This is a genomic window from Spirosoma horti, assembly GCF_054776595.1.
In genome coordinates, this window is the sequence record NZ_BAAHBQ010000005.1 from 322,690 (window position 1) to 346,158 (window position 23,469).

The window sequence follows — 23,469 nt, forward strand, 5'->3', positions numbered from 1 at the left end:
ACAACTGTTGGCAGATTATGCCTGAACAACGCGATTACTTTGAGGAAGTGTATGAGGTTGTCCGCCTGGTGCCTAAAGGCCGTGTGACAACCTACGGAACCATTGCCCGTTACCTGAGTCTGCGGGCCGGTGCCCGCATGGTGGGCTGGGCCATGAATGGGTGTCATAACCGCCCCGATGTACCTGCTCACCGGGTAGTCAATAGCGTAGGCGTACTGACGGGAAAACATTTTTTTGGCGGGCCAACCATCATGCAGCAACTGCTCGAAGATGAGGGCGTTCAGGTAGACAATGATCGGGTCGTTGACTTCAAAGCCCGTTTTTGGGACCCAATGGTCGAGCTAACCCTGTAGTCATTAAACGGGCTGTTCTTTAGACCGGACCGCGTGAGCCAGGGCATCAATAACAGCCTTTAGTTGCTGTACCAGAACAGGATCGGTCAGGTGGCCGTTGGCGTCTAGTTTTGTCTTGACGAACGGTACAAGGAGCGACGCTTTTTCGGGAAGTTGAGCCGTCAGAATCCCAAGGGTATACGACAGCGCGGCATGTGCCCGTGAACCACCTGTATCGGATGGCCCAGCGCTGATAACTCCAACGGGTTTATCGACAAATTCGCCCGATGAAGCCAGCCAGTCGAGCATATTTTTCAGACTACCGGGTATGCCATGAATGTACTCCGGCGTACAAAAAAGTACCGCATCCGCTTCCTGAAGCAATTGTCGAAGTTTATTGATCGACGCTGTTCTGTTTTCCTTATCACGTTCAGGGCTGAACGCGGGAATATCATCCAGCCCATCGTAGAGCGTGATGGTTACGTTTGCCGGGGCCAGCTCGGCAGCCGCGCGTAGGAGTGAGGTATTTGTTGATCCAGCTCGAAGACTGCCCGATATGGCGAGAATATGCATGGTGGTAGGTTGATATTTACCGCAACACCTTCGTGATCTCGTTTAGTTTCTCCATTTTCTGCACAAAATCACCTTTCAGTTGATTTCGAATGGCCGTCAGGTTATCCAAAGTTTCCTGTAAACTATCGGGTAAAATTTCTTCGAGCACTTCCCGGAACCGCTTGGCAAAGGTGGGCGACTTGCCGTTGGTGGATATCGCAATCTTTAGGTCTCCTTTCTTCACCACCGAACTTAGGTAAAAATCGCATAAATCGGGCGTATCGGCTACGTTGACAAGAATTCGTCTGGCTTTGCAGTCTTCCTGCACCAGCCGATTGACTGCTTTGTCATTTGTGCCAACAATAACCAGGTCTTTATCGGAAAGATAAATCGGGTGATAGGGCTCCCGAATGAGTTGCAGTTTTGGGTACTGACGCGCCATATCCCGGATTTCCTCGCGGATGTCGGAGGCCACCAGCGTAACCCTGGCTTCCGGCGAATTACCGAGTAAAGCCGTGAGTTTTTCCAGCCCCACATACCCTCCGCCAACGATAAGTACGTGCAGATTTTCAGCTTTGACAAAAATAGGGAAGAGGGTATTCATGGGAAACGGGTTGTAAATGGCGTAAAACAGAAAGTCGTAAGTCGCAGCAGGAGAAAGTCACGGGTGTCGGTAAAGGCATACAACCTTACGACAAACTTACGACTTCTAAACCTACTTTGACTTACGACTTTTACGACTTGAAACTCTTTTTGCTTAGAATTTGAATCCCAGGTTTACACCCAGAATTCGGCGCTTGCTGTTGCCACTAGCGATCACGTCAGCAAATCCATAATGGTACACAAAATCCAGCGTGATCGGACCTGCATCGAAGCCCAGGTTAGCCAGACCGTTTACTGTAGCAGCCTGAAAATCGGCATTGCCCAGATTAAAGTCGTTCTTATCCGTGCTAAGCGGAGTAGCGTATTCAGCACCTAATGCCAGACGTATACCCGATACACCCCGGTCTGATTGCGCTAACTTTACGCCGATGTAAGCTGGGATGTGCAGATAACGCTGATCGATATTGCCGATAATTTCACCAGCGTTAGCAGCCTGACCGTCACCAGCTTTGTAAAACTGCGAACTCGATGTCAGGTATTCAGCACCAATCTGACCATAAACCCGGCCACCGGCCCGTACCAGAAAGCCAAGCTGGTAACCCAACCGACCCGTTAAGCCTTGCCCAGTTGTGGTTTCACCCTCAAAGCGGGTTGAGTTGGCTCCGCCATATACACCAAACGTAAAGTGCTTATAGTTCTCGCGACGTTCCTGCCGTTCGCTGACGATCTGGTTGCGCTGACCATCTTCAAAACCTTCATCATAGGCTTTGCTCAAATCGCGTTCATCATACATGCGGTCATCCCGTCGGCTGTCGCCCCGCCGTTCTTCATAGCGGTTATTGTAGCGGGGTTCTTCTTCTTCCCGGCGGTTATATTCCCGTCGTTCGTCGAGCCGTTCTTCCATACGCCGGTCATCTCTACGCTCATCGCGCCGATACGAACGGTCATTGCGGTCGTACCGGTCATAGCGATCATCGTATGAGTTTTGTTGGGCAAATACGAGACTCGTACTGCATACCCCTGCTGCCAGGAGAACTGTTTTAGTTAATGTTTTCATAGTGTGACACGTTGAGTATTTGTTCCTACAACAGCCCACAGATGGGGAATGTTTGGTGAAATAAGGGATATGTTCGAAGGCTTATGGTATAAAAAAGCCGCCCTCGTTGGAAGGCGGCCTTGTTTATACACTGCGTATTCTTAGAACTTGAAACCAACGCTAGCGCTCAGGATACGACGCGCTGAACCATTGAAACCGGTCGACGTTACATTGCCGTTGGTTGGGTTCTTGATCGAATCGCTCAAGCCATAGTGGTAAGTCAGGTCGATCAGCAGGGGACCAATGTCGAAGCCCAGTTGGCCCAGACCATTGAAGGTACCGCTCTTGATTTCAGCATTGCTCAGATTAAACTGACCGCTGTTCGAGTTGATCCGGTTTGCATATTCTAAACCAACCTGCAACCGGATAGCCGAAATACCACGATCCGATTCAAGCAGTTTGTAACCAATGTACACGGGGATTTGAACGTACTGGATGTTGATCTGATCCTGAATCTGGCTGATCGTCTGGCCATCATTCCGCGTGAAGTAATTTGAGCTCGATGCGAAGTATTCAGCGCCCAGTTGACCAAATAAACGACCGCCACCCCGTACGAAGAAACCAGCCTGATAACCTAAACGACCTGAAATGTCACCACCGGTCGATTCACCCTTAAGTTTCGTCGAGTTCAACCCGGCGTAAATACCAAACACAAAGTTTTTGTAATCTTTAGTCGCTTTTACGCGCTCTGGACGGTCGTTGTCTACAGTGGTCGTCGTCGTGGTAACGTCGGTTGGCGTACTGTTGGTCGAGTACGTTGTGTTTGGCGTTGTCGAGTTGTTCGTGTTCATCGAGTTCGACGACATGTTGTTGGTCGAATTCGTGCTGTCAGTCGTTACAGGTGATGTATACGAAGAGTTCGTTGTTGCACCTGTTGTCGAGTAGGTGTTTGTTGTGGTTTGGGCATTTGCAAAGCCGATACCGCAAAGGCATACTGCCAAAAGTGAGAATTGCCGTTTCATAGCGATTTGTTTGATTTCGTTGAGTTATACAACAATGGGATGTAATCGTAATTACACCCCATTAACAGGCCGCAGTTGGGCAATGTTTTGAACTATTCTAATTTTTGAAAAAATTTAATTTCTCAGATGGGTAAAAAAAAAGCCCGTCATACTTTCATATTCCTATTCGGTACGCATCGCTTTGAAGGCGTTCATCAACCCGTTTGTGGAGCTATCATGTGAGCGAACGGGGGCGTCATCCTGAAGCTCGGGCAGAATGCGGCTGGCCAACTGTTTGCCCAGCTCGACACCCCACTGGTCGAAGCTGAAAATATCCCAAATAACGCCCTGAACGAAGATTTTATGCTCGTACATAGCAATCAGGCTACCCAGTGTCCGGGGCGTTAATTTCCTGAATAAAATAGAATTTGTTGGCCGGTTACCCGAGAACATTTTGAAGGGAGCCAGGAACTGAATTTCCTCTTCAGGCTTGCCCGATTTACGTAATTCGTCGGCGGCTTCCTGCTCCGTTTTGCCGTTCATGAGGGCTTCCGTCTGGGCAAAATAATTAGCCATTAAAATTTTATGATGTTCGCCAATGGGGCGTTGACTGATGGCCGGAGCCAGAAAATCGCATGGAATCAGCTTCGTTCCCTGATGGATCAATTGGTAGAAGGCGTGCTGGCCATTAGTACCCGGCTCTCCCCAGATTATCGGCCCTGTCTGGTAATCGACCGGATGGCCGTCGCGGTCAACCGATTTACCATTACTTTCCATGTCACCCTGCTGGAAATAAGCCGCGAACCGGTGCATGTATTGGTCGTAAGGCAGGATGGCTTGGGTTTGTGCCCCAAAAAAGTTATTGTACCAAATGCCCACCAAAGCCATAATAACGGGAATGTTTTGATCAATGGGCGTGTCGCGGAAATGCTCATCCATGGCATGAGCGCCCTCCAGCAACTCTTCAAATTTGTCGAAGCCTACGTACAAAGCAATGGAAAGGCCAATGGCTGACCAGAGCGAATACCGGCCACCCACCCAATCCCAGAAACCAAACATGTTGTCGGGATCGATCCCGAATTTTTCAACGTCTTTTTTGTTGGTCGACAGGGCCGCAAAATGTTTGGCAATGGCCGCTTCATCCTTAGCCGAATCCAGAAACCACTGCCGTGCCGTTTGGGCGTTGGTCATGGTTTCCTGCGTGGTGAAGGTTTTGGAGGCAACCAGGAACAGGGTCGTCTCGGGACGAACGGTCTGCAACGTTTCGTAGATATGAACGCCATCGACGTTGGAAACGAAATGAACGCGCAGTTTTTTGTCATCGGCGTAGGGTTTCAATGCTTCGGTTACCATAACGGGGCCAAGATCTGAACCGCCAATGCCAATATTTACCACATCCGTAATGGCTTCGCCGGTGTAGCCTTTCCACTCACCCGACCGAATCCGCTCTGTAAACGATTTCATGTGCGTCAGCACTTCATTTATGTCAGGCATTACATCCTGACCATCAACCAGAATAGGCGTGTTCGAGCGATTTCGCAGGGCAACGTGCAAAACGGCCCGGTCTTCGGTCCGGTTGATCTTGTCGCCCGAAAACATCTTACTGATGGCATCTTTCAGGCCCGCCTGTTCGGCAAGTTGTTCCAGCAAGCCAAGTGTTTCGGTGGTAATGCGGTTCTTGGAGAAGTCGAGCAGGATGTCCTCAAACTGGCGTGTGAAAGTGTTAAACCGGTCGGGATCCTGCGCAAACAAATCACGCATGTGCTGGTCTTTCAGGCTATCGTAATGGGCTTGAAGCTGGGTATAAGCCAGTAAACTGGTGAATCGATGATTAGCGAGCATAAGGGGTTGCTGGTTATAACGTTTACAAATATGGTTTTGGGCGTGCTGCGGCCTGAATCTCCACAGACTGTTTGCCCGTCAGCCAACGTTGCCATCCGGTCGGGAGGCTGGTGCCGCCACAAACTACGGAGTCAGGATACGCCGAACTCAAAAACCATAAACTGACTTGTCGGCGCGAATATCGGTAATCCCGGCAATCTTTTTTCGGCTATTTTTACGCGTTCTTTCCTAGGGAAAGGAGCTCATTATTGACATTTTATACTTCCTTAATGAATCAAAAACTTTTTTATTCGTTGGTGCTGGTCGTAACAGGGGCCTTGTTCTTTATCCCGTTTTTGGGGGGCGTTCGCCTTTTCGACTGGGACGAAATTAATTTTGCCGAGTGCGCCCGTGAAATGATTGCCTTAGGTGATTATCTGCACGTTCATATAGATTTCAAGCCATTTTACGAAAAGCCACCGTTGTTTTTCTGGTTTCAGGCGGCCATGATGAACCTCTTCGGCATCAATGAATTTTCGGCCCGGCTACCCAATGCCATTTGTGGTATTATCACGCTGGTTTATCTTTATCACCTCGGCCAAAAGCTACATGGCCATCGGTTTGGCTGGTTGTGGGCGCTGGCTTACCTGGGCTCCGTAACGCCCCATCTGTATTTTCGTTCGGGCATTATCGACCCCTTTTTCAACCTGTTTATTTTTGTCGGTTTAGTCAACCTGATCTTTGCGTCCTGGAAACGGGAACGCCTGGGTGGCGCCATGACGGTGCCCAAAAATGAGTGGTCCTACATTCTGATCGGTGGCCTGGTGCTGGGCCTGGGAATTATGACCAAAGGGCCGGTAGCCTACCTCATCGTGTGTCTGGTGTTGTTGGTTTACTGGATGTTGAGCCGATTTCGGTGGTTTATTTCTCCGATACAATTTCTGGCTTTTTCAGTGGCTGCGGCCTTCGTATCGCTGTCGTGGTATGGGCTGGATATTTTCCTGCACGGCCCGGAGTTGATGCGTAACTTTCTGGCGTATCAGTTCCGGCTGTTCAGCACACCCGATGCGGGTCACGTAGGCTTTCCTGCCTATCACGTCATTATTCTGCTAGTGGGTTGTTTTCCGGCATCCATCTTCGGCATCCGGGCCTTCGGGTCGCTGTTTATCGAGCGGAATTACCAGCGGGAGTTTCGCAAATGGATGCTCATTCTGTTCTGGGTCGTGCTGGTGCTGTTCAGCATTGTGCAGTCGAAAATCGTCCACTATTCATCCTTGTGTTATTTCCCCTTAACGTACTTTGCCGCCCTGACGCTGATGCAATTGGAGGAACGCAAAATTCAGTTCAACAACTGGATGCGGGCAGGCTTGCTTGTGGTTGGTGGTATTTACGTAACGGCCATTGTTGGCTTGCCCATTCTGGCGCATCGGATGGATATTGTCAAGTCGTATGCCGATCAGGATGCGTTTACGCAGGGTAATCTGGACGCCAAGGTGAACTGGACAGGCTGGGAAGTATTGCCAGGTATATGGTTGCTGGTCATACTGGTGCTGGCAATCATCTGGTTCAATCAGCGTGAGACAGCCCGTGCATCATTAACGCTTTTCGGGGGGATGGCTGTCTTCATTACCCTGACACTCTGGTTTTTTATTGGCCGGATCGAAGGAATTTCGCAGGACGCGGCCATGCGTTTTTTTGAACGATCCCAGGGGCAGAACGTCTATGTGCACACCTATGGGTACCATAGTTATGGTCCTTATTTCTACACCCGGAAACCGCCGGTCACGAATCCCAACTCTTATAATGACGAATGGCTTTTACGGGGTCGAATAGACAAAGATGTGTTGTTCATTCGCAAAGCCAGCGAGCAACCCACCCTGCTCGATTCATTACCTGATGTCCGGAAAACGGGTGAAGAAAACGGGTTTGTTTTCTATCAGCGAAAAGCAAAGTAAGCACTAATCATTAACTTGAACGAATCAAGAAGGGCTAGATTTAAACCGTTGGGGTCGCCAGCCAGTTATATCGGTATGACGACCCCAACGACTTTATCCTCTATATTGTTCTCCCGCATCTGGCTCCTTCGGGCGATACCCTTCATGTTGGTTTTTTGCCTGGCAGCCAGCCTTTTTGCCTGTAGTAAAAGTAGCCAGTCGGGTACGGGTTCTCAAAAAAAACTCCGGGTTTCCGTTGGAGAAATTAAAGAAATTTCGGTTCCAAGCCGCGGGGATAACTCAGTCGAGCTGATCGGTACATCAGACAATCAGGAAGTTGTGGAAGTTTCCCGGCAGCAACTTGCTCCCGCCGTCGACACCCTGAAACGGACGGGCGGTGGTCCGACAGTGTTTCAGATAAAAGGCGTTACGGTAGGGACGGCAAACGTTATTTTCTCCGCCAAACCAATGAATGCCACCGGAAGCGGACAGCCGCTTCGAACGTACGTTGTGCAGGTTGTGGCCAAGTAACACGGACAGGATCGGGGCGCCCGTGCGATCCGCGTTACATCAAGACCAATACGCAAATTTCTTTTTTGTAAAGATCGACTTGGGAATCATCGCATGAACCCCCAATGTCTGATCAACTACCTGACTAACTTCAAAATCGACGCCCGTGCTGGCAATGGACAGCGCTTCGTTGAAGGTAAAGCCCAACTCCTCCTTAATAAAGGCGCAGGCTTCTGAGAGGGCGTTTTTCATCGCTTTGTTCAGGTCTTTATCCAGGCCAACGGCAATAAAGTGGGTTGGCGTTTCGGCCCGTGGCTGTTTCAGCGTTTTGCCTTTGTGAACAATGAACTTGACGGTGAGGTTGAGAGCCGTTTCTATCGCTACGCCACTTACTTCACCATTGCCCTGTGCGCCATGACCGTCGCCCGTTGTGAACAGCCCGCCCGGCACTGAAACAGGTAGGTGCAACGTTGTGCCTTTGACCAAATGCTTGATATCCAGATTGCCCCCGAAAAACCCCGGTGGAATCGAACTTTGGCGACCCATATCGGCGGGTGGCGATAGCGCCATAACGCCCATAAATGGCTTAAGTGGAATGTCGACGCCTTCCTTCAACGAACCCGTTTTTCGTTTGGCATCGTACCGATAAACAAATGTTTCGCGGGTTTTAACCTCGTCGGGAATACCACCTCCACCCGGCCAGACGCTATTAACGCCAAAGCCCGCCGGAAAAGTCAGATCGAGGATTCGGATTTCGAGACTGTCGCCGGGCTGCGCGCCATCAATGTAAACGGGACCGGTGAGCATGTGCCCGCGAATGCCCGACGGCTCGGGTTTCACGGTTTTCATAATGGCAATGACTTCCTGAGCGTGCTGATCGAGAGGTAAGTTATTTTTGGTATAGAACTCTTCCGGGTTCGTCCGGCTCACGCCCGACGGATTGACGGTCTGAATTTCAACAATATCGCCATCGTTTACTTTATAGACCGGTGGCACATCTGCCCCGAAGTAGCCCCAGACCATATTTTCGGGTAACGAGCGAACAACATGATCGGGTTTTAGGGGAGCTTTAGCCGCAGCGTCGGTCGATAAGGTACTGCTGGATATTTTGGGATTGAGTACAGTTTCGGTAGCCAGACCGCCTGTTGAGAGAAGGGCCAGTCCATTTCGGCTGGTCTTTTGTAAAAAAGTACGTCGGGATGTTTTCATGAGGTTGTATCGGCCTGTTGAATGCGTGTAGTAAGATAGGAAATAGACCGGCAATTGGTGCGTACGTCTGCGATTCTGGCGGAATTATCGTACCTGCTCCTGAACAACCGGTTTATGTAGCCAGTTACGTTCCCGAATTAACCTGATTTTCCTGTGTCTGTGCCGCCTGTTTCAACTACTGCTTCGTCTTCTCCCAATAAGTGGATTATTCTGGGAACGATCATGTTTGGTACGTTCATGTCCACGCTCGACAGTAGCATTGTCAACATTGCTCTGCCCACCATCCGCCGGGAGCTGGGCGCTGGCGACAGCGTGGAGTGGATTGTGTTGTGTTACCTGCTGACAACGACCAGTACGCTCCTGATTATGGGCAAACTATCGGACTGGGTTGGCCGCCGGCAGTTATATATTACGGGTTTCTGCGTGTTCGTGCTCGGGTCGTTGCTGTGCGGGTTAGCCTGGGATCTTTGGTCGCTGGTGGGGTTTCGGGTGCTTCAGGGGATCGGCGCATCCATGATCTACGCCGTTGGCCCGGCTATAATCAGCGATACATTTGCTCCTCAGGAGCGGGGGCAGGCTTTAGGGCTGATGGGTTCCATCGTGGCGGCTGGTTCCAGCGCGGGGCCTGTGATCGGTGGTTTTTTGCTCGGTAAATTTGGCTGGTCAAGTATATTTTTTGTGAACGTTCCTATTGGCTTGCTGGCTATTTGGCGGGCGTGGACAATATTACCCGAAAGCCCTAAAGAAACGAATCAACGGTTCGATCTGGTTGGCGCGGGGCTCTTTCTGGTTGGGGTGACCACCTTACTCACCGGGCTGGACTTCGGACCGGAGCCTCGCTACGGCTGGGATAATACACTCGTTATTGGATTGCTGTCGGTTGGTGGTATTCTGCTGGTCCTTTTTTTGATCTGGGAAATGCGGGTCAGTGAGCCCATGCTACGACTCAGCCTATTTCGCATCCGGCCGTTTACAGCCGCTATTCTGGCCGCTTTCTGCGGATTCATCGCTTCGGGAGGAAATCTGTTCGTGATTCCTTTCTTTTTGCAGCAGATACTGGCCTTCAATCCTGAGCGGGCTGGGCTGGTTTTATTAGCGGGCCCATTAACACTCAGTGTCATTGCTCCCCTGGGTGGCTATCTTTCCAGTCGTATCAGTACCCGATGGTTATCCAGTTTTGGTCTACTGATTACGGCAATCGGCTATTTTGCCTTTTCTTTTCTGGATGCCAATTGGGCCTGGCAAGATGTTATCTGGCGAAGTGCGCTTGTGAGTCTGGGTTTTGGGTTATTTCAGTCGCCCAACAGCAGCAGTGCCCTTAATGCCGCCCCATTAGAGCAGCGCGGTATTGCCAGCAGCATGATTGCGTTTATGCGCAACCTAGGGTTTGTGGTTGGTATTGCGCTGGCCGCTGCGGTCTGGTATAGTACCCGCAATCGGTACGCACTGGCGCACGAAGTAACGCCCGAAGCCACAGCGGCTCAACTGCTGGGTATGCACTACGCCTATCTCACAATGGCAGGCCTGGTGCTGACCGGAGCCCTTATTTCGCTAACCCGTGGTAAGAGCACTCAACCTGCGGCTGTCACCACTACCGATGGGCAACCGGTGGATATGGCTGCTTAATCTTCGACTGGATGTCCGCAGAAGCTACTGAAAAGCTACAGACATCCAGTCGAAAGCAGGCTAGCGTTTTGGCCCTATCGAATCATAGATGACGACCTTTTCCCAGAGCGATGCATAGTTCTTGCGGAAATCATCGTGGATAGGGTGTTTCTGATACGCTTCTTCGTCGGCGGGGCTGTCGAAAAAACACAGCCATGAGTAGGCATAAGACCGTTCGATGACATCACGGTTCGTCGCTGCGGGAGTACCGATGTTGACCATTTTGATGGTAGGACATTTAGCCAGTTTGTTCAAGCCTTCCAACAGCTTGGCTTTATCTGCTTCATTACCAGGGTTTTTTAAGTAAAACAGCACGTGGTGGACAAATATTTCCTTTGGCGCATTTGTAACAGAGGGTAGCCCGGCCCCTAACCCGGCCGCAACACTTTTTTTGACAAAGCTTCTCCGCGATTGCTCTTTCATGTATTAATCTGGTTATTGGATTTACGACAAAACGATTCGTTTCGGAAGCAAAAATGCCAAACGATTTAGCTTTAGGCAAATTCGGCTGAAAATCAGTATGGAAAAGCAGTTCATAAGGTTATTCCGATCAAAGAATAGAGCTATTTAAGACTACAAACGAGCCCTATTCTATCCTTATACTAAACTTTTAGGCGTTTGGCCTGTCTATAGAATGAATTTGTTACCATTAATTGCCCTTTATTCACTCAAAAACTCAAGTTATGAAACGTATCGCATCGCTAATTTTTGTCACCGTCTGGCTACCGTTCATCAGCCAGGCTCAAACAAATACAAGTCCTAGCCTGATGCAGGCATTAATGCAGGCGGTTAGCTCAGCTACCGTTTCCGACGCTCAGGTGGCCGACCTATCGCGCCAGGCCATCAAAGAAATGGATGCCAAAAATCCCGTAGCTGCAGCCAATGACCCTTACACGCTACGACTCAATAAAATCGTTAGCCGTCACCAGACGATGGGCGGCCTACCGCTCAATTATAAAGTGTATAAGGTGACTGATGTTAATGCGTTTGCCACCGCTGATGGCAGCGTGCGTGTTTTCAAAGGCCTCATGGACATCATGACCGACAATGAGTTACTGGCTATCATGGGTCATGAAATTGGCCACGTAATCAACCATGATTCTAAAGATGCGATGAAAAGAGGCCTTCAACTGTCGGCTCTTCGCACGGGAATTGCGTCACGGTCGGGGACAGTCGGGAAAATTGCTCAGTCGCAATTGGGTGATGTGGCGGATTACCTGATAAGCGCCAAATTCAGTCGCCAGCAGGAAACCGAAGCAGACGATTACAGCTATGACTTCCTGAAGCGCAATGGATACAACGTGATGGCACTGGCTACCTCGTTTGAGAAACTGGCGAAGCTGGGCGGTGGGGCGCAGGGTGGCAAGCTAGCCTCGATCGTCTCGACCCACCCCGATAGCCAGAGCCGCGCTCAACGTGTTCGGGATCGCGCCCGGCGAGATGGCTTGTTGAAGTAACCGGATTCACGTTTTCGGCGGGTCTACCTTCCGTATTTCAGTAGCGCTAAGCGTAATGGTAAATTCGCGCCGATGGCTGTTCCAGCAATGAACGCGCTCGCCATACTGACTGATGACGGGTACTGGCCAGTCAATATCGGGGTTGGCGGCTTGTTGCTCTCTGGCAGCTTCCTCGTCGGCTAGCGTTACCCAGTCATTCACTTTAAACTCGTGTTTTGGCATAGGTTATTTTTGGCGATAATTAATTCAGTCCTCATCGAGATGTATGCTTTGGATTGCCTTGAAATCATCGGTTAAACTACCACTTTCCTAGCGGCTACCCGCGTTTATAGTTTCGATGCTTGTATTTTTCAGCGTTACCGTGCAAAGCTATCCAGAGTAATGAAGCGATGTAAATAAAAAAGCCCGGCCACTTTTCAGTAGCCGGGCTTCTCTCTATCTATAAATTACAGCTCAATCTCTGCGTCCAGATTCGTAAAGGCAATCTCACCGTCGCTATTGAGCTCCATCAGCACAACGGAGTCTTTTTTGACTTGACCCGAGAGGATGCTCTTCGAGAGTTCGTTGAGTACCCGGCGTTGCAACACGCGTTTCAGCGGACGGGCACCAAACTGTGGATCGAATCCTTCTTCACCCAGCTTGTCCAGCACTTCGTCGGTGGCATCGAGCTGGACGCCATTTTCGTTCAGGCGCTGCTTGATCTGACGGAACTGAATGTCCACAATCTTGCGAATGTTCGCTTTTGTCAGCGGCTCGAACATCACGATCTCGTCGATCCGGTTCAGGAATTCGGGGCGTATTGTTTGCCGTAACAACTCCAGAACGGCTGCTTTGGCTTCTTCCAAGACCAGCGAGTGGTTCCAGCCTTCATCCTCCGTAAATTTCTCCTGAATCAGGTGGCTGCCGATGTTGGAGGTCATGATGATGATCGTGTTCTTGAAGTTGGCGACACGGCCTTTGTTGTCCGTTAAGCGACCTTCGTCGAGCACTTGTAACAGGATGTTCCAGACATCGGGGTGTGCTTTTTCAATTTCGTCAAGCAGCACGACTGAATAGGGTTTCCGACGAACGGCTTCGGTCAATTGACCACCTTCATCGTAGCCCACATATCCCGGAGGGGCACCAATCAACCGGCTCACGGCGTGGCGTTCCTGGTACTCCGACATATCGATACGCACCAGCGCATTCTCATCGTTGAACAGGTATTCGGCCAGCGTTCGGGCCACTTCGGTTTTACCAACACCCGTGGTACCCAGGAAGATAAACGAGCCGATCGGCCGTTTGGGGTCCTGCATACCAGCCCGACTCCGACGAACGGCGTCGGCCACCACCTCAATGGCTTCGGCCTGACCGGCAACGCGTTTGCCCAGTTCTTTCTCCAGGTTGAGCAATTTCTCGCGGTCGCTTTGCAGCATTTTCGATATCGGAATGCCAGTCCATTTCGCGACTACTTCGGCAATATCGTCGGCGCTAACCTCTTCCTGCATCATTCGCTCGGAATTATCCTGGCTCGTTCCTTCTTTGGCGAGCGTGTTGAGCTTCGCTTCAATTTCCGGTATACGACCGTAGCGGATCTCGGCAACTTTACCATAATCGCCGGAACGTTCGGCCTGGTCAGCTTCAAAGCGAAGCTGGTCGAGTTGTTCTTTCAGCGTCCGGCCTTCGTTAACCGATTCTTTCTCCGACTCCCATTTGGCTTTCAGGCCGTTGCGTTGTTCGCTTAGGTCTTCGATCTGCTTGTTGAGCAGCGTTTCCTTCTCCTTGTCATTTTCACGCCGGATAGCCTCGCGCTCAATTTCCAACTGCATGATCCGGCGGTTCAGTTCATCGAGTTCTTCGGGAACCGAATCCATTTCCAGACGCAGTTTGGCGGCCGCTTCGTCCATCAGGTCAATGGCTTTATCGGGCAGAAAACGATCAGTTATGTAGCGTGTCGACAGCTCAACGGCGGCAATGACCGCATCGTCTTTGATCCGAACCCCATGGTGCAGTTCGTATTTTTCTTTGATACCGCGCAGAATCGAAATGGCATCGGCCATGTCCGGCTCGTCGACCATAACGGCCTGGAACCGGCGTTCGAGCGCCTTATCTTTCTCAATGTATTTCTGATACTCTTTCAGCGTGGTGGCCCCAATGGTGTGCAGTTCACCCCGCGACAGGGCTGGTTTCAGCAGGTTGGCTGCATCCATCGCGCCTTCGCCACCGGCACCCGCCCCAATTAGTGTGTGAATCTCGTCGATGAATAGAATAATCTGGCCATCGGAGTCCGTCACTTCCTTAATAACAGCCTTCAACCGTTCTTCAAACTCACCTTTGTATTTGGCACCCGCAATGAGCAGGCCCATATCGAGCGAGACGATAGTTTTGGTTTTCAGGTTTTCCGGAACGTCACCCGACACGATTCGTTGGGCCAGACCTTCGACGATGGCGGTTTTACCAACGCCCGGTTCGCCCAGCAAGATCGGGTTATTTTTGGTTCGGCGGCTCAAAATTTGCAGCACCCGCCGAATCTCTTCATCACGGCCAATGACCGGGTCAATCTTGCCCGTTCGGGCCCGTTCGTTCAGATTGACGCTGAACCGTTCCAGCGATTGATATTTAGCTTCTGCGTTCTGATCTTTCACCGAATTTCCTTTTCTAAGTTCGTTGATTGCCGCTTTCGTTTGTTTCTCATTGAAACCGGCATCTTTTAATAACGTTGCAATTTGGTCTTTACCGGCCATTAGTCCCAAAAACATCAGCTCGACACTCACAAATTCGTCGCCGAATTCTTTGGTATAACTGCTGGCTTTGGCCAGCGCAGCGGCCGTATCATTCGATAAGTACACGCTACCGTTTCCTCCCGAAACCTTAGGGTAGGTGGTCAGGATAGCCTCCAGGGCACTGCTGGTATTTTTTAAATTGATGGCTGTTTTCTTGGCAATGAAGCCAATAACGTTCTCATCTTCTGACAGTATTGCCTGAAGCAGGTGACCGGTTTCAATCCCTTGCTGGCCGTTGCCGAGGGCGATCTCCGACGCCTTCTGCACGACCTCCTGTGCTTTTATGGTGTAATTCTTAAAGTCCATGATGGTATAGGGTGGTTATCTCGTTCCGGTTAGCCGGTTCGACTTGATTGTTTACTAGATGACACTATACTAACAAATCACGGGCCGGGCTGGTTTTTCAGACATTTTGGCGGGAAAAGTGCGCTTTTTGATCAAATATGCGACATTATGTCGTTGCTTGGACTTACTAAAAGTAGGAAAGAAGAAACGAACTAACGCCCAAGTACAAAGGGATTGTTGGCGTTGCACGTCAATATGAATAGATAGTAAATCCTCTATCAGCCATCCTGTTAGGAGCCTACCAACAGTGAAAATTTAGATTAACCAATTTCTAAGCCACGTAGTGGCGACCTGTCAATAGCCAGTGCTATGAGCCTATATTTTCTAGCTCCGTTAGGAGCGGCCCGAAAACGCTGAATAGGCCGCACCTATGGCGTTATAACTGCAAGAGGCTAGGCGTGTGCTATTGACAGGTCGCCACTAAGTGGCTTAGAAACCGGGCATATAATATCAAACAAGTTCATCAGGTTGTTCTGTCTGATCATAAAATTCAAAGACATATTTTGGGTCATAGGGCACGTCAAACCTTTTAAGAAACATAAAATACTCCTCTCTAAATGAGTATTTTCGGTGATGCTGTTCTTGATTCAATACATACTGTATTACATCTTTAACCTGAGATTGACCGTAGATAAATGCACCGTAGCCTTCCTGCCAGGCAAACGGTAGTTTCCATCTTTTTTCTTTGATGAATTTTGATGAGGATGCTTTAACATCGCGTACTAAGTCTGAAAGTATAATGGTGGGAGTAAAGCCAATAAAGAGATGGACATGGTCTGGCATCGTATTTATCGCTAACAACTTTTGCCCCCGTTTCTGCACTACGCCGGTGATGAATTGCTGTAGTTCTTCTTTGTGACGTTTTGGAATTAAATTCTGACGACCTCGAACAGCGAAGACGATCTGCACATATGATTGAGTATATGTATTTGCCATTGCCTGACTAGTAAGTAAAGTCTGTGAGACGTCGTATTCAGCAAAAAGCATCAGAAAGAGGTCGAGTATAATTTATCCGGACGTAGTTATTGCTGGAAAAATAGTCTGATGATAAGAATGCTTTTTCAGTCCGGCTAGTAGCGTCCTGATAGCATACTTACACTTGGGGTCGAGTTTAACGAAAAAAGCCGCCCTACTTAGGCGGCTTTCGTATTAATCAAGCCCTTCGGCTTCAATCGGTTTCATTCGTTCCCTGGCAATGGCGGTACTGTGTGGCTCCCAGGTTTCGACAGGGTCAGCCAGTACTTCCGCTTCGTTATCGTGAACGACAATTCGGTCGTATTCGTGAAATTTACCTTTCGGTAGCCAATACGCAAGCAGGCCTGCGTAGGCAGCCGCCAGAATAGCACCCGTCCAGCCAACAACCGGCTCCTTTTTAAGCTGACGCGTAGCAATACCCCCAAATCCTGCTACAAACGGTAGCATGTACCAGGGGTCGTTGAGTCGACGGGCAATCAGGTAACCCGCTCCAGCCGTGGCCAAAAGAATACCGGCTGATATAGGCTCATCCCGTTCTTCGTCCGGCTCCCAGGCATTGACCGTCAGCAACGTGTTGGGCGTGCCCACCACCGTGGCTGTAGTAAGCCAGCCCGCATAAAGACTGACGGGAATGCGAAGGTACTTTTCGGGAGCAGGAACATCGGTTTTGCCAATTTCCAGGCTCTGATGCAGGGCCAGGGCCGCCGGTAAATTGAACTTCGTAACAAGATCAGAAATGACAATGCTCCGTGGATCGTTCTGCGAAAAGAAACGGCCAAAAATGGCGTTGAGCGTCCAGCTCGTCCACCACCAGGGTAATGCCTTCTCATAGCGCGGGTTATTCTCCTGTGACCGTAATGTCTGATGAACCATTAGGGCTGCCAGACCGGAGTAGACCGTAGACCATACGACGCCAAACGACCAGCCTGCCGGCACGATCATATTTTTCTCGAATACATTCTCGTATTCGACCGGTACGTCATACTCATATTCAGAGCCTCCCTGACCGGCTTCATGCCGTTCCTTACTCTGCTGCCGGGAGCGGCTGCTGGACGCTGTTGTATAGATTATGCTGCCAACGGCAAAAACAGCCGTTGCAATACGCCAAAACGATGAGTTTTTCATGATAAATTGAGCGGAAGTAAATGCACCGCAATCAGGTTTGAGAAACCTGATTGCGGTGGTTAGCTAATTTACGCAACGACTTCTTCTTGTAGATCTTCTTCCTTATCGGCGAGTTTCTGTGCTTTCTCTTTTGTCGTCTGATAAGCATCAACAACGCTACTTACGGCCGTATTCAATGCCGAAGACAGCGTGTCCGATAGCGAATCGCCTATTGATTTAGCCTTATATCGGTACCGGGCTTTCTGGAAGTCGCTGGTATTTTTATAGCCAATCGTCAGGGCGATACCCGCAATGACTGCGATACCGAATCCAATACCCCAGGCTAGTGATATAGAGGCCTCTTTTTCTTCGGGCTCCGGTTTTTGCGACATCTTGTCGCGCATCAGCGCGGCCAGTGTTTCTTGCGGGGCCACATAAGCCATAATCTCATACGATTTATTCTTGAAGCCACCGGGCACTATTTTAGGCTTACCCGCCATAAGCGCATCATAACCTGCTTGAGCCACCATGACGGGGTCCTGCAATTCGTCGGTTACTTTCGTGTTCTCGGCATCGGCTTTGTTGAAAAAATCCGTATCTGTCGCATTTGGCAAAAGGGCCGTAATGGTCACGTTGGTATCTTTCAACTCGTTTACCAGCGACTGGGTGAAGTTGTATACGTAGGCTTTAGTGCCTGCATAAACAGCCATCAACGGTGATGGTGTAATGGATAGGAGCGAGGCCAGATTCAGAATTCTACCTTCATTACGCGCCAGCATATCATATAAAAACAACTTCGTCATTTGTGTTAATGATAGCACGTTGAGGTGAATCATCGACTTTTCGCGCTCCCAATCGGTGTCGGTAGCAAACAGGCCATAAAGACCAACGCCCGCATCGTTGACCAGAACATTGACGGTGATGCCTTTGGCTTTTATCTGATCATACACATCTTGAGCGGCATCTTCCTGGGCCAGATCTTTATGAATGACCGTAATTTGCTGGGTGCCATAATTACTCTTAAAGACTTCGCCCAGCCGATCCAGTTTGTCGTCACTACGGCCTACTAAAACCAAGTTGTAGCCATCCTGTGCAAAGAGTTTGGCCAGTTCCTGACCGATTCCGCTGGAAGCCCCAGTGATAAGAGCAGTTTTTCCTGTTTCTGGATTCATACGTGTAATTAGTTAGTGGAGTTTACGCACCCTTATGGAACTGCAACCATCGAAAGTTGTTTCAACAGCCCATGTTTGACTATAGTCCAGTGTCTAAGTTTTTAACACAAAATGGCTTTATCGGACGTTCATAAGTCACAAATTGAGCCATTATGAAAACAGTTGTTGGTCTTCTGATTGTGTTTCTGGGGGTAGCTGCAGGCTGCTCCAGCTACCGGATCGTTAAAAATGAACAGGATAACTCCGCGAACTGGTCAACGTACCGAACGTTTGCGTTTATTGATACCAGCCGGATCGACCCAAATCCCGGCACGACCTATCAGGCAACGATGGAGCAGGTAAAGCGAGCTGTTGCGATGGAGATGGTTAACCGAGGGTATCAACAAGTGAGTGAAGGCTCCACATCAGGCCAGCCCGATTTGCTGGTAAATATTGGTACGGTTGTCAATGAAAAAACGCAGACGCGCCCAACCACCATCTATGAAGCTCCGCGCTATATTGGGCAGCGTCGGTATCACTGGCAAAGCCAGGAGGTACCGGTTGGTACGTATCGGGAAGGGACACTCAGTTTACACATCGTTGATTCCAGACGGGAGAATTTGCTTTGGGATGCTGCCGTATCGAGTATACTGAGCAAGAAAGGCGTGACGCCCGAACAGATCAATGAAGCGGTTGGTAAAGTATTTAGCAAATTTCCCGGAAAGGCGTCCTAGCTAAAACGGCTCCTCTGTTGCCAGAGGAGCCGTTTTTGTTTACCCGTATGTGTGTCATTTATTTCGAAACGACTTTCAGCATAATCTTGCGCATGGTAGGCTTCGGGGGACCTGCCGTATCGTTTTTTGCAACGCCTGTACCCTTTCCAATAGCGTCGATTCGCTGGAAGTTGATGCCGGATGTTACCAGTTGCTGTTTTATTATATTGACCCGTTTGAACGACAGGCTTTTATTGGTGAAACCGCCTTGCGCATCGTTCGCGTAGCCAACCAGCAATACCTGCAACTGGGGATAGGTTTTTAGTAATGTAGCTAATTCGGTGACGGCTGCCTGGGAGCCGGGTGTCATCGACAACGACCCTGGCTGGAAAACGACACCCGTTAAGGGAAATACCCGCCCTTTGGGTAATGCTGCGTTACCCAGATAGGGCGTCATTTCCTGGGCCAGACTGCCGGTACCAGTAGCCGCAGCCAGACTTGTGCTGCCTGGTGTAGCTGACAGGGAAGCCGGAACGGCTGACGTTGATTTTGGTGCTGTTTTAGCGACCGGCTCTTTCGGCACAGCAAGCGACCGGGTCACGGTATCGGCTTGAAGCGTATCGGTTGAAACGGAGGCAACATCGGTCGAGTCTTGCCCGCCGTTCGAATATTTTTGGGTATTTTGATAGAGGTAATAACCACCAAAAGCAAGCGCTACGGCGATGAGCGCCCCAACGCCCCATTTGGTCAATGCCCCACTATCGTTATCCGAATCGTCAGTAAGGTCATAACTAATGGCCGGACGTGTGGCGGTAGGAACAGTCCGACCTGATGATTCGACCGCTGTGCGTCGGGCGGGTGTGGCCAATCCGGCTATCACCTGCTGAAGGCCAACTTTTTCAACCAGCCGGGGCATGAACTCTTCGGGAACATTATTGACCAGGGTCTCCCGCTCGGCAAAAAGGGCGGTGGCTAAGCCGTCGGCATCCAGTTTTTGATCCTTTACCTGTTTGCCAAGTACATGAAGAACAATAGTGGTTGTTAAGCCCAGCAATGAAATAGCGGATGAATTACGGATACCGGCATAGCTCGAAATCATGCTGCCGATCGAGCTTTTCATGGCGGGCAACAAATGGCTTATCACATCATTGCCCTGTGTAATGAGCGTGTTTGTATAAGCGGGATCCCGCAGAACCGTAACCAGACTATCGAGAGAAGCGCCGTCATAACGGCCCTTCTGGATATGGTTATATAACTGATTGACGCCAATCTCACTCGTTGTGCGTTTCATCAGTCCACCCATTATTGTATACACAAGGCCATCAACGGCTTTGCTGGTTTTTTCGATTGGCTCGTCGATGTAATCGGCAATACGCGACAAAACCTCCGGATTGAAAACAGTAGATAGATTGGCAAATAAATTCATAGAATAACGACTCGATCAGGCAAAAAATGGTGCTGTCTATTACCTCATACCCTAAAACGACGCTGAGCACCTTAGTATATTGACCCCGGGCTTAAAATTAGGTAAGGTTTGGCAAAGGTTACACATAGGGCGCTAATAAATTCCGCGTCTTAGCGCTTGGGCAGTCGCTCGATAACTTCCTGATATTCCGTTTCAACCGCCCGGAGCCGATCCTGACAAAAGGTGATCAGTTCCGTCGCTAACCGAATCTTTCCGGGTAACTCATCAAGGGGAACCTCCTCGTTTTCTATTTCGTAAACCAGCGTGCTGAGCTGGTCGTACGCTTCCTGGTAAGTCATTTGTTCTTGTCCGAAAAAAAATGATAGGACAGTCCGCAATAGCGAGGCTGCCGTTTAGGGTCTACAGACGCTTATGGTGCTTTTTGTAAACCAATGACTTTCGTTATGATGGTGCCATCACGCATTTGTACCTCAAGTGTTTCATCCAGTTGAACATCGGCGGATTGAGTTAAAATTCGCCCATTACGAAGCAACAGCGCATAGCCACGACGTAGTACATTTGACGGGTCCAGATGCCGTAAGGTAACTGCTTTCTCCGTAAGGTTTGTATGACATTCGCGGAAATATGTCTGTGAAACGAACCGAAGGCGCTCTGTTTCACGATCCAGATCCTCGCGGGCTGCCTGTAATGTATCGCGGGCAATCACGCGCAGGCGATCTCGTAATTGAAGGCAGGTTTCTTCGAACTGGCGGTTGTGTTCAACTAAAAAGCCAGCGGCTTTGGTGGGCGTTTTCACACTCTGGTGGCAAAGTAAATCGGTGATGCTTACGTTGCGCTCATGGCCGATACCCGCCAGAATCGGAATCGTGAATCCGGCCACTGTTTGCCCCATCAGATACGTATCAAATGAGCCGAAATCCAGTTGCGAGCCCCCCCCCCGCACAATAACAACGGCATCATACGGTATACCGCTGGTCTCAATACGGGCGAGCTGGCCACAAATAGCCCGTTCGGCACCCTGTCCCTGAACCTGCGTCAGGTATTCGTCCACGACAAAGTCATAGCCGAATGGATTCTGGGTAAGCTCATGGCGGAAGTCGCGCCAGCCATCCGAGTTAGGGGCCGTAATGAGTGCCACGCGTTGGATAACAGCCGGACGGGGGAGAAGCTGGTTGGCGGTTATGTATTGCCCGGCTTCGAGCCAAACCAGATCCGGGTGGTTCTTGACGAGCGTATCGAGTACGGTTTGCCGTTCTCGTTCGAGATTGCCCAGCGTATAGGACGGGTCAATTTTCAGAATCTCCAGCCGCAAGCCATATACCGGGCTAAAGCTCACCGATACCAGCAGCAGCAGTTGAATGTTTCGGGCAAACGCTATGCCTGTTGCCCGCTCAAAATCGCCGATGGCGTGGTAATTTTTTCGCCAGATAGCGGCATCGAGTTTAGCCAGTGTTTCCCGACCAGATCCGCCCGCCGTATCCCGCTCCACTAGCGTTAGAAAGCAGTAACCCCGGTCAGGATAGTTTTTTATATCGCTGGTTTCGGCCACGACCCACACAGCCTTTTGGCCGAACGCTTCGTCAACGACGGCTTCAAGCGTAAATGCTAAATCAGAAAGGCGAATGGGAGACATAACGGAATGAGTGAGTGACTGAGTGATTGAATAACTGGCACCCATAGTTATTCAATCACTCAATTACTCAGTTACTCAAAATTGATTTAAAGCCCTTCAAACTGGCGCAGGAAGCGCACATCGTTTTCGGTGTAGAGCCGCAGATCGTTCACTACATATTTCAACTGGGTGATGCGCTCAATCCCCATGCCGAAGGCAAAGCCCGTATACTCTTCCGGATCGATGCCACAGTTGGCAATCACTTGCGGATCAACCATGCCCGAACCGGCAATTTCGACCCAGCCTGTATGCTTGCAAATGTTACAGCCTTTGCCTCCGCAGATCTGACAGGATATGTCAATCTCGGCACTCGGCTCGGTAAATGGAAAGTAAGAAGGCCGGAAACGAATCTGGGTTCCGGGTTCAAACATCTCCTTCACAAAATGATAGAGCGTGTCTTTCAGGTCTTTGAAACCTACGTTGCGATCAATATAAATGCCTTCCACTTGGTGGAACATGCAGTGCGCCCGCGCCGAAATGGTTTCATTGCGGTATACCCGACCCGGCATGATGGACCGAATAGGAGGCTTCTGCCTTTCCATCAATCGAATCTGCACATTGGAGGTATGCGTACGAAGCAACATGTCCGAGGATGACCCTTCGGAGGTTTTCTCGACAAAGAACGTGTCCTGCATGTCGCGGGCCGGGTGATTGTCGGGAAAATTGAGGGCGCCAAAGTTGTACCAGTCCGACTCGATTTCGGGACCGTCGGCTACGTTGAAGCCAATGCGTTCGAAAATCTGAATAATTCGCTGCCGAACCAGGCTTAATGGATGCTGTGTGCCGGTTGGGTTCGGTATAGTTGGTAGGGTAAGGTCAACGGGAGGGGCGCTAATCGCCGAGGCCCGTTGCTCATCCATGAGTTGACTATATGTCTCAAACCGTTCCTGAGCCAGATTTTTTAGGCCGTTAAGCTCTTGCCCAACCGTCCGCCGGTCGGCTTGTGGAACGCTTTTAAGGCCTTCGAACAGCTCCGTAATAACACCTTTACGGCTTATGAATTTCATCCGGAACAGTTCCAGTTGCTCCGGTGTGTTGATGTCGAATTGCTTAATTTCCTGGTGTAGGTCTTTTACTTTATCCAGCATACGCTACGTGTTTCACTACTTGCTTTGACAAAGGTACGCAAAACTCAGGAGAGCAGGGGACCTCTAAAGCGGAGGAAAATCAATTGGGGTTTTTAATACACAATCCTTAACAT

At 50.0% G+C, this 23,469-nt stretch carries 22 protein-coding genes; 6 read left to right on the forward strand and 16 right to left on the reverse strand.

What is annotated here, in order from left to right:
* Positions 1-17 precede the first annotated feature (17 nt).
* Complete coding sequence (locus tag ACYVAM_RS16380; RefSeq protein ID WP_461068842.1) at positions 18-353, forward strand: MGMT family protein; 336 nt, start codon at positions 18-20, stop codon at positions 351-353.
* 3 nt (positions 354-356) lie between these two features.
* Here the strand turns inward: ACYVAM_RS16380 and ACYVAM_RS16385 are convergent, their stop codons facing one another.
* From ACYVAM_RS16385 to pgi, 5 genes are all read right to left on the reverse strand, one after another.
* Complete coding sequence (locus ACYVAM_RS16385; RefSeq protein ID WP_461068844.1) at positions 357-905, reverse strand: NADPH-dependent FMN reductase; 549 nt, start codon at positions 903-905, stop codon at positions 357-359.
* A gap of 16 nt (positions 906-921) precedes the next feature.
* The gene (locus ACYVAM_RS16390; RefSeq protein WP_461068846.1) at positions 922-1,488 is read right to left on the reverse strand and encodes a precorrin-2 dehydrogenase/sirohydrochlorin ferrochelatase family protein; all 567 of its coding nucleotides are present in this window, start codon (positions 1,486-1,488) and stop codon (positions 922-924) included.
* 153 nt (positions 1,489-1,641) lie between these two features.
* Entirely contained in the window at positions 1,642-2,544 is a 903-nt protein-coding gene (locus ACYVAM_RS16395) for a hypothetical protein (protein ID WP_461068848.1), read from the reverse strand.
* Between the two features lie 140 nt (positions 2,545-2,684).
* The gene (locus ACYVAM_RS16400) at positions 2,685-3,545 is read right to left on the reverse strand and encodes a porin family protein (protein WP_461068849.1); all 861 of its coding nucleotides are present in this window, start codon (positions 3,543-3,545) and stop codon (positions 2,685-2,687) included.
* A 162-nt stretch (positions 3,546-3,707) separates the two neighbouring features.
* A complete protein-coding gene (gene pgi, locus ACYVAM_RS16405; RefSeq protein WP_461068851.1) occupies positions 3,708-5,366 on the reverse strand; it encodes a glucose-6-phosphate isomerase in 1,659 nt (552 codons plus the stop codon).
* A gap of 269 nt (positions 5,367-5,635) precedes the next feature.
* Between pgi and ACYVAM_RS16410 the strand changes: the two genes are divergently transcribed.
* Positions 5,636-7,300, forward strand: a complete 1,665-nt coding sequence (locus ACYVAM_RS16410) for an ArnT family glycosyltransferase (RefSeq protein ID WP_461068853.1) — start codon at positions 5,636-5,638, stop codon at positions 7,298-7,300.
* A 75-nt stretch (positions 7,301-7,375) separates the two neighbouring features.
* A complete protein-coding gene (locus ACYVAM_RS16415) occupies positions 7,376-7,810 on the forward strand; it encodes a hypothetical protein (RefSeq protein ID WP_461068855.1) in 435 nt (144 codons plus the stop codon).
* Between the two features lie 39 nt (positions 7,811-7,849).
* Here ACYVAM_RS16415 and ACYVAM_RS16420 read toward each other — a convergent pair whose 3' ends face one another.
* Entirely contained in the window at positions 7,850-8,998 is a 1,149-nt protein-coding gene (locus tag ACYVAM_RS16420) for an acetamidase/formamidase family protein (protein ID WP_461068857.1), read from the reverse strand.
* 159 nt (positions 8,999-9,157) lie between these two features.
* Between ACYVAM_RS16420 and ACYVAM_RS16425 the strand changes: the two genes are divergently transcribed.
* Positions 9,158-10,624, forward strand: a complete 1,467-nt coding sequence (locus ACYVAM_RS16425; RefSeq protein ID WP_461068859.1) for an MFS transporter — start codon at positions 9,158-9,160, stop codon at positions 10,622-10,624.
* A 60-nt stretch (positions 10,625-10,684) separates the two neighbouring features.
* Here ACYVAM_RS16425 and ACYVAM_RS16430 read toward each other — a convergent pair whose 3' ends face one another.
* On the reverse strand, positions 10,685-11,086 hold the full coding sequence (locus tag ACYVAM_RS16430) for a Dabb family protein (protein WP_461068861.1): 402 nt from the start codon (positions 11,084-11,086) through the stop codon (positions 10,685-10,687).
* 260 nt (positions 11,087-11,346) lie between these two features.
* On the opposite strand from ACYVAM_RS16430, the gene ACYVAM_RS16435 reads away from it, so the two are divergent.
* Positions 11,347-12,120, forward strand: coding sequence for a M48 family metallopeptidase (locus ACYVAM_RS16435; RefSeq protein ID WP_461068862.1), 774 nt, complete (start codon positions 11,347-11,349; stop codon positions 12,118-12,120).
* Positions 12,121-12,126: 6 nt separating this feature from the next.
* On the opposite strand, the gene ACYVAM_RS16440 is transcribed toward ACYVAM_RS16435, so the two are convergent.
* The 5 genes from ACYVAM_RS16440 to ACYVAM_RS16460 all read right to left on the reverse strand — a co-directional run bounded on the left by ACYVAM_RS16440 (position 12,127) and on the right by ACYVAM_RS16460 (position 18,478).
* A complete protein-coding gene (locus tag ACYVAM_RS16440) occupies positions 12,127-12,342 on the reverse strand; it encodes a hypothetical protein (protein WP_461068864.1) in 216 nt (71 codons plus the stop codon).
* A 224-nt stretch (positions 12,343-12,566) separates the two neighbouring features.
* Positions 12,567-15,188, reverse strand: coding sequence for an ATP-dependent chaperone ClpB (gene clpB / locus ACYVAM_RS16445; protein WP_461068866.1), 2,622 nt, complete (start codon positions 15,186-15,188; stop codon positions 12,567-12,569).
* A 489-nt stretch (positions 15,189-15,677) separates the two neighbouring features.
* Positions 15,678-16,163: an IS200/IS605 family transposase gene (gene tnpA / locus ACYVAM_RS16450; protein WP_461069629.1), complete on the reverse strand. Its 486-nt coding sequence runs from the start codon at positions 16,161-16,163 to the stop codon at positions 15,678-15,680.
* Positions 16,164-16,376: 213 nt separating this feature from the next.
* Positions 16,377-17,327, reverse strand: a complete 951-nt coding sequence (locus ACYVAM_RS16455; protein ID WP_461068868.1) for a tryptophan-rich sensory protein — start codon at positions 17,325-17,327, stop codon at positions 16,377-16,379.
* Positions 17,328-17,395: 68 nt separating this feature from the next.
* Positions 17,396-18,478 (reverse strand): SDR family NAD(P)-dependent oxidoreductase, encoded by a 1,083-nt coding sequence (locus tag ACYVAM_RS16460; protein ID WP_461068870.1) that lies wholly within the window; start codon positions 18,476-18,478, stop codon positions 17,396-17,398.
* A 152-nt stretch (positions 18,479-18,630) separates the two neighbouring features.
* Between ACYVAM_RS16460 and ACYVAM_RS16465 the strand changes: the two genes are divergently transcribed.
* Positions 18,631-19,191: a DUF4136 domain-containing protein gene (locus tag ACYVAM_RS16465; protein WP_461068872.1), complete on the forward strand. Its 561-nt coding sequence runs from the start codon at positions 18,631-18,633 to the stop codon at positions 19,189-19,191.
* A gap of 58 nt (positions 19,192-19,249) precedes the next feature.
* Here the strand turns inward: ACYVAM_RS16465 and ACYVAM_RS16470 are convergent, their stop codons facing one another.
* The 4 genes from ACYVAM_RS16470 to pheS form a co-directional block, all read right to left on the reverse strand.
* Positions 19,250-20,596 (reverse strand): DUF937 domain-containing protein, encoded by a 1,347-nt coding sequence (locus ACYVAM_RS16470; RefSeq protein WP_461068874.1) that lies wholly within the window; start codon positions 20,594-20,596, stop codon positions 19,250-19,252.
* A 149-nt stretch (positions 20,597-20,745) separates the two neighbouring features.
* On the reverse strand, positions 20,746-20,934 hold the full coding sequence (gene xseB / locus ACYVAM_RS16475; RefSeq protein WP_046376117.1) for an exodeoxyribonuclease VII small subunit: 189 nt from the start codon (positions 20,932-20,934) through the stop codon (positions 20,746-20,748).
* A gap of 71 nt (positions 20,935-21,005) precedes the next feature.
* Positions 21,006-22,229 carry an exodeoxyribonuclease VII large subunit gene (locus ACYVAM_RS16480; protein WP_461068877.1) on the reverse strand — a complete coding sequence of 408 codons (1,224 nt, stop codon included), beginning with the start codon at positions 22,227-22,229 and terminating at the stop codon, positions 21,006-21,008.
* An 86-nt stretch (positions 22,230-22,315) separates the two neighbouring features.
* Positions 22,316-23,356 carry a phenylalanine--tRNA ligase subunit alpha gene (gene pheS, locus ACYVAM_RS16485; protein ID WP_461068879.1) on the reverse strand — a complete coding sequence of 347 codons (1,041 nt, stop codon included), beginning with the start codon at positions 23,354-23,356 and terminating at the stop codon, positions 22,316-22,318.
* Positions 23,357-23,469 lie beyond the last annotated feature (113 nt).

Coding starts and splice junctions, on each gene's coding strand:
- ACYVAM_RS16380 (WP_461068842.1), top strand. CDS start 18: ATGCCTGAACAACGCGATTACTTTGAGGAAGTGTATGAGGTTGTCCGC.
- ACYVAM_RS16385 (WP_461068844.1), bottom strand. CDS start 905: ATGCATATTCTCGCCATATCGGGCAGTCTTCGAGCTGGATCAACAAAT.
- ACYVAM_RS16390 (WP_461068846.1), bottom strand. CDS start 1,488: ATGAATACCCTCTTCCCTATTTTTGTCAAAGCTGAAAATCTGCACGTA.
- ACYVAM_RS16395 (WP_461068848.1), bottom strand. CDS start 2,544: ATGAAAACATTAACTAAAACAGTTCTCCTGGCAGCAGGGGTATGCAGT.
- ACYVAM_RS16400 (WP_461068849.1), bottom strand. CDS start 3,545: ATGAAACGGCAATTCTCACTTTTGGCAGTATGCCTTTGCGGTATCGGC.
- pgi (WP_461068851.1), bottom strand. CDS start 5,366: ATGCTCGCTAATCATCGATTCACCAGTTTACTGGCTTATACCCAGCTT.
- ACYVAM_RS16410 (WP_461068853.1), top strand. CDS start 5,636: ATGAATCAAAAACTTTTTTATTCGTTGGTGCTGGTCGTAACAGGGGCC.
- ACYVAM_RS16415 (WP_461068855.1), top strand. CDS start 7,376: ATGACGACCCCAACGACTTTATCCTCTATATTGTTCTCCCGCATCTGG.
- ACYVAM_RS16420 (WP_461068857.1), bottom strand. CDS start 8,998: ATGAAAACATCCCGACGTACTTTTTTACAAAAGACCAGCCGAAATGGA.
- ACYVAM_RS16430 (WP_461068861.1), bottom strand. CDS start 11,086: ATGAAAGAGCAATCGCGGAGAAGCTTTGTCAAAAAAAGTGTTGCGGCC.
- ACYVAM_RS16435 (WP_461068862.1), top strand. CDS start 11,347: ATGAAACGTATCGCATCGCTAATTTTTGTCACCGTCTGGCTACCGTTC.
- ACYVAM_RS16440 (WP_461068864.1), bottom strand. CDS start 12,342: ATGCCAAAACACGAGTTTAAAGTGAATGACTGGGTAACGCTAGCCGAC.
- clpB (WP_461068866.1), bottom strand. CDS start 15,188: ATGGACTTTAAGAATTACACCATAAAAGCACAGGAGGTCGTGCAGAAG.
- tnpA (WP_461069629.1), bottom strand. CDS start 16,163: ATGGCAAATACATATACTCAATCATATGTGCAGATCGTCTTCGCTGTT.
- ACYVAM_RS16455 (WP_461068868.1), bottom strand. CDS start 17,327: ATGAAAAACTCATCGTTTTGGCGTATTGCAACGGCTGTTTTTGCCGTT.
- ACYVAM_RS16460 (WP_461068870.1), bottom strand. CDS start 18,478: ATGAATCCAGAAACAGGAAAAACTGCTCTTATCACTGGGGCTTCCAGC.
- ACYVAM_RS16465 (WP_461068872.1), top strand. CDS start 18,631: ATGAAAACAGTTGTTGGTCTTCTGATTGTGTTTCTGGGGGTAGCTGCA.
- ACYVAM_RS16470 (WP_461068874.1), bottom strand. CDS start 20,596: ATGAATTTATTTGCCAATCTATCTACTGTTTTCAATCCGGAGGTTTTG.
- xseB (WP_046376117.1), bottom strand. CDS start 20,934: ATGACTTACCAGGAAGCGTACGACCAGCTCAGCACGCTGGTTTACGAA.
- ACYVAM_RS16480 (WP_461068877.1), bottom strand. CDS start 22,229: ATGTCTCCCATTCGCCTTTCTGATTTAGCATTTACGCTTGAAGCCGTC.
- pheS (WP_461068879.1), bottom strand. CDS start 23,356: ATGCTGGATAAAGTAAAAGACCTACACCAGGAAATTAAGCAATTCGAC.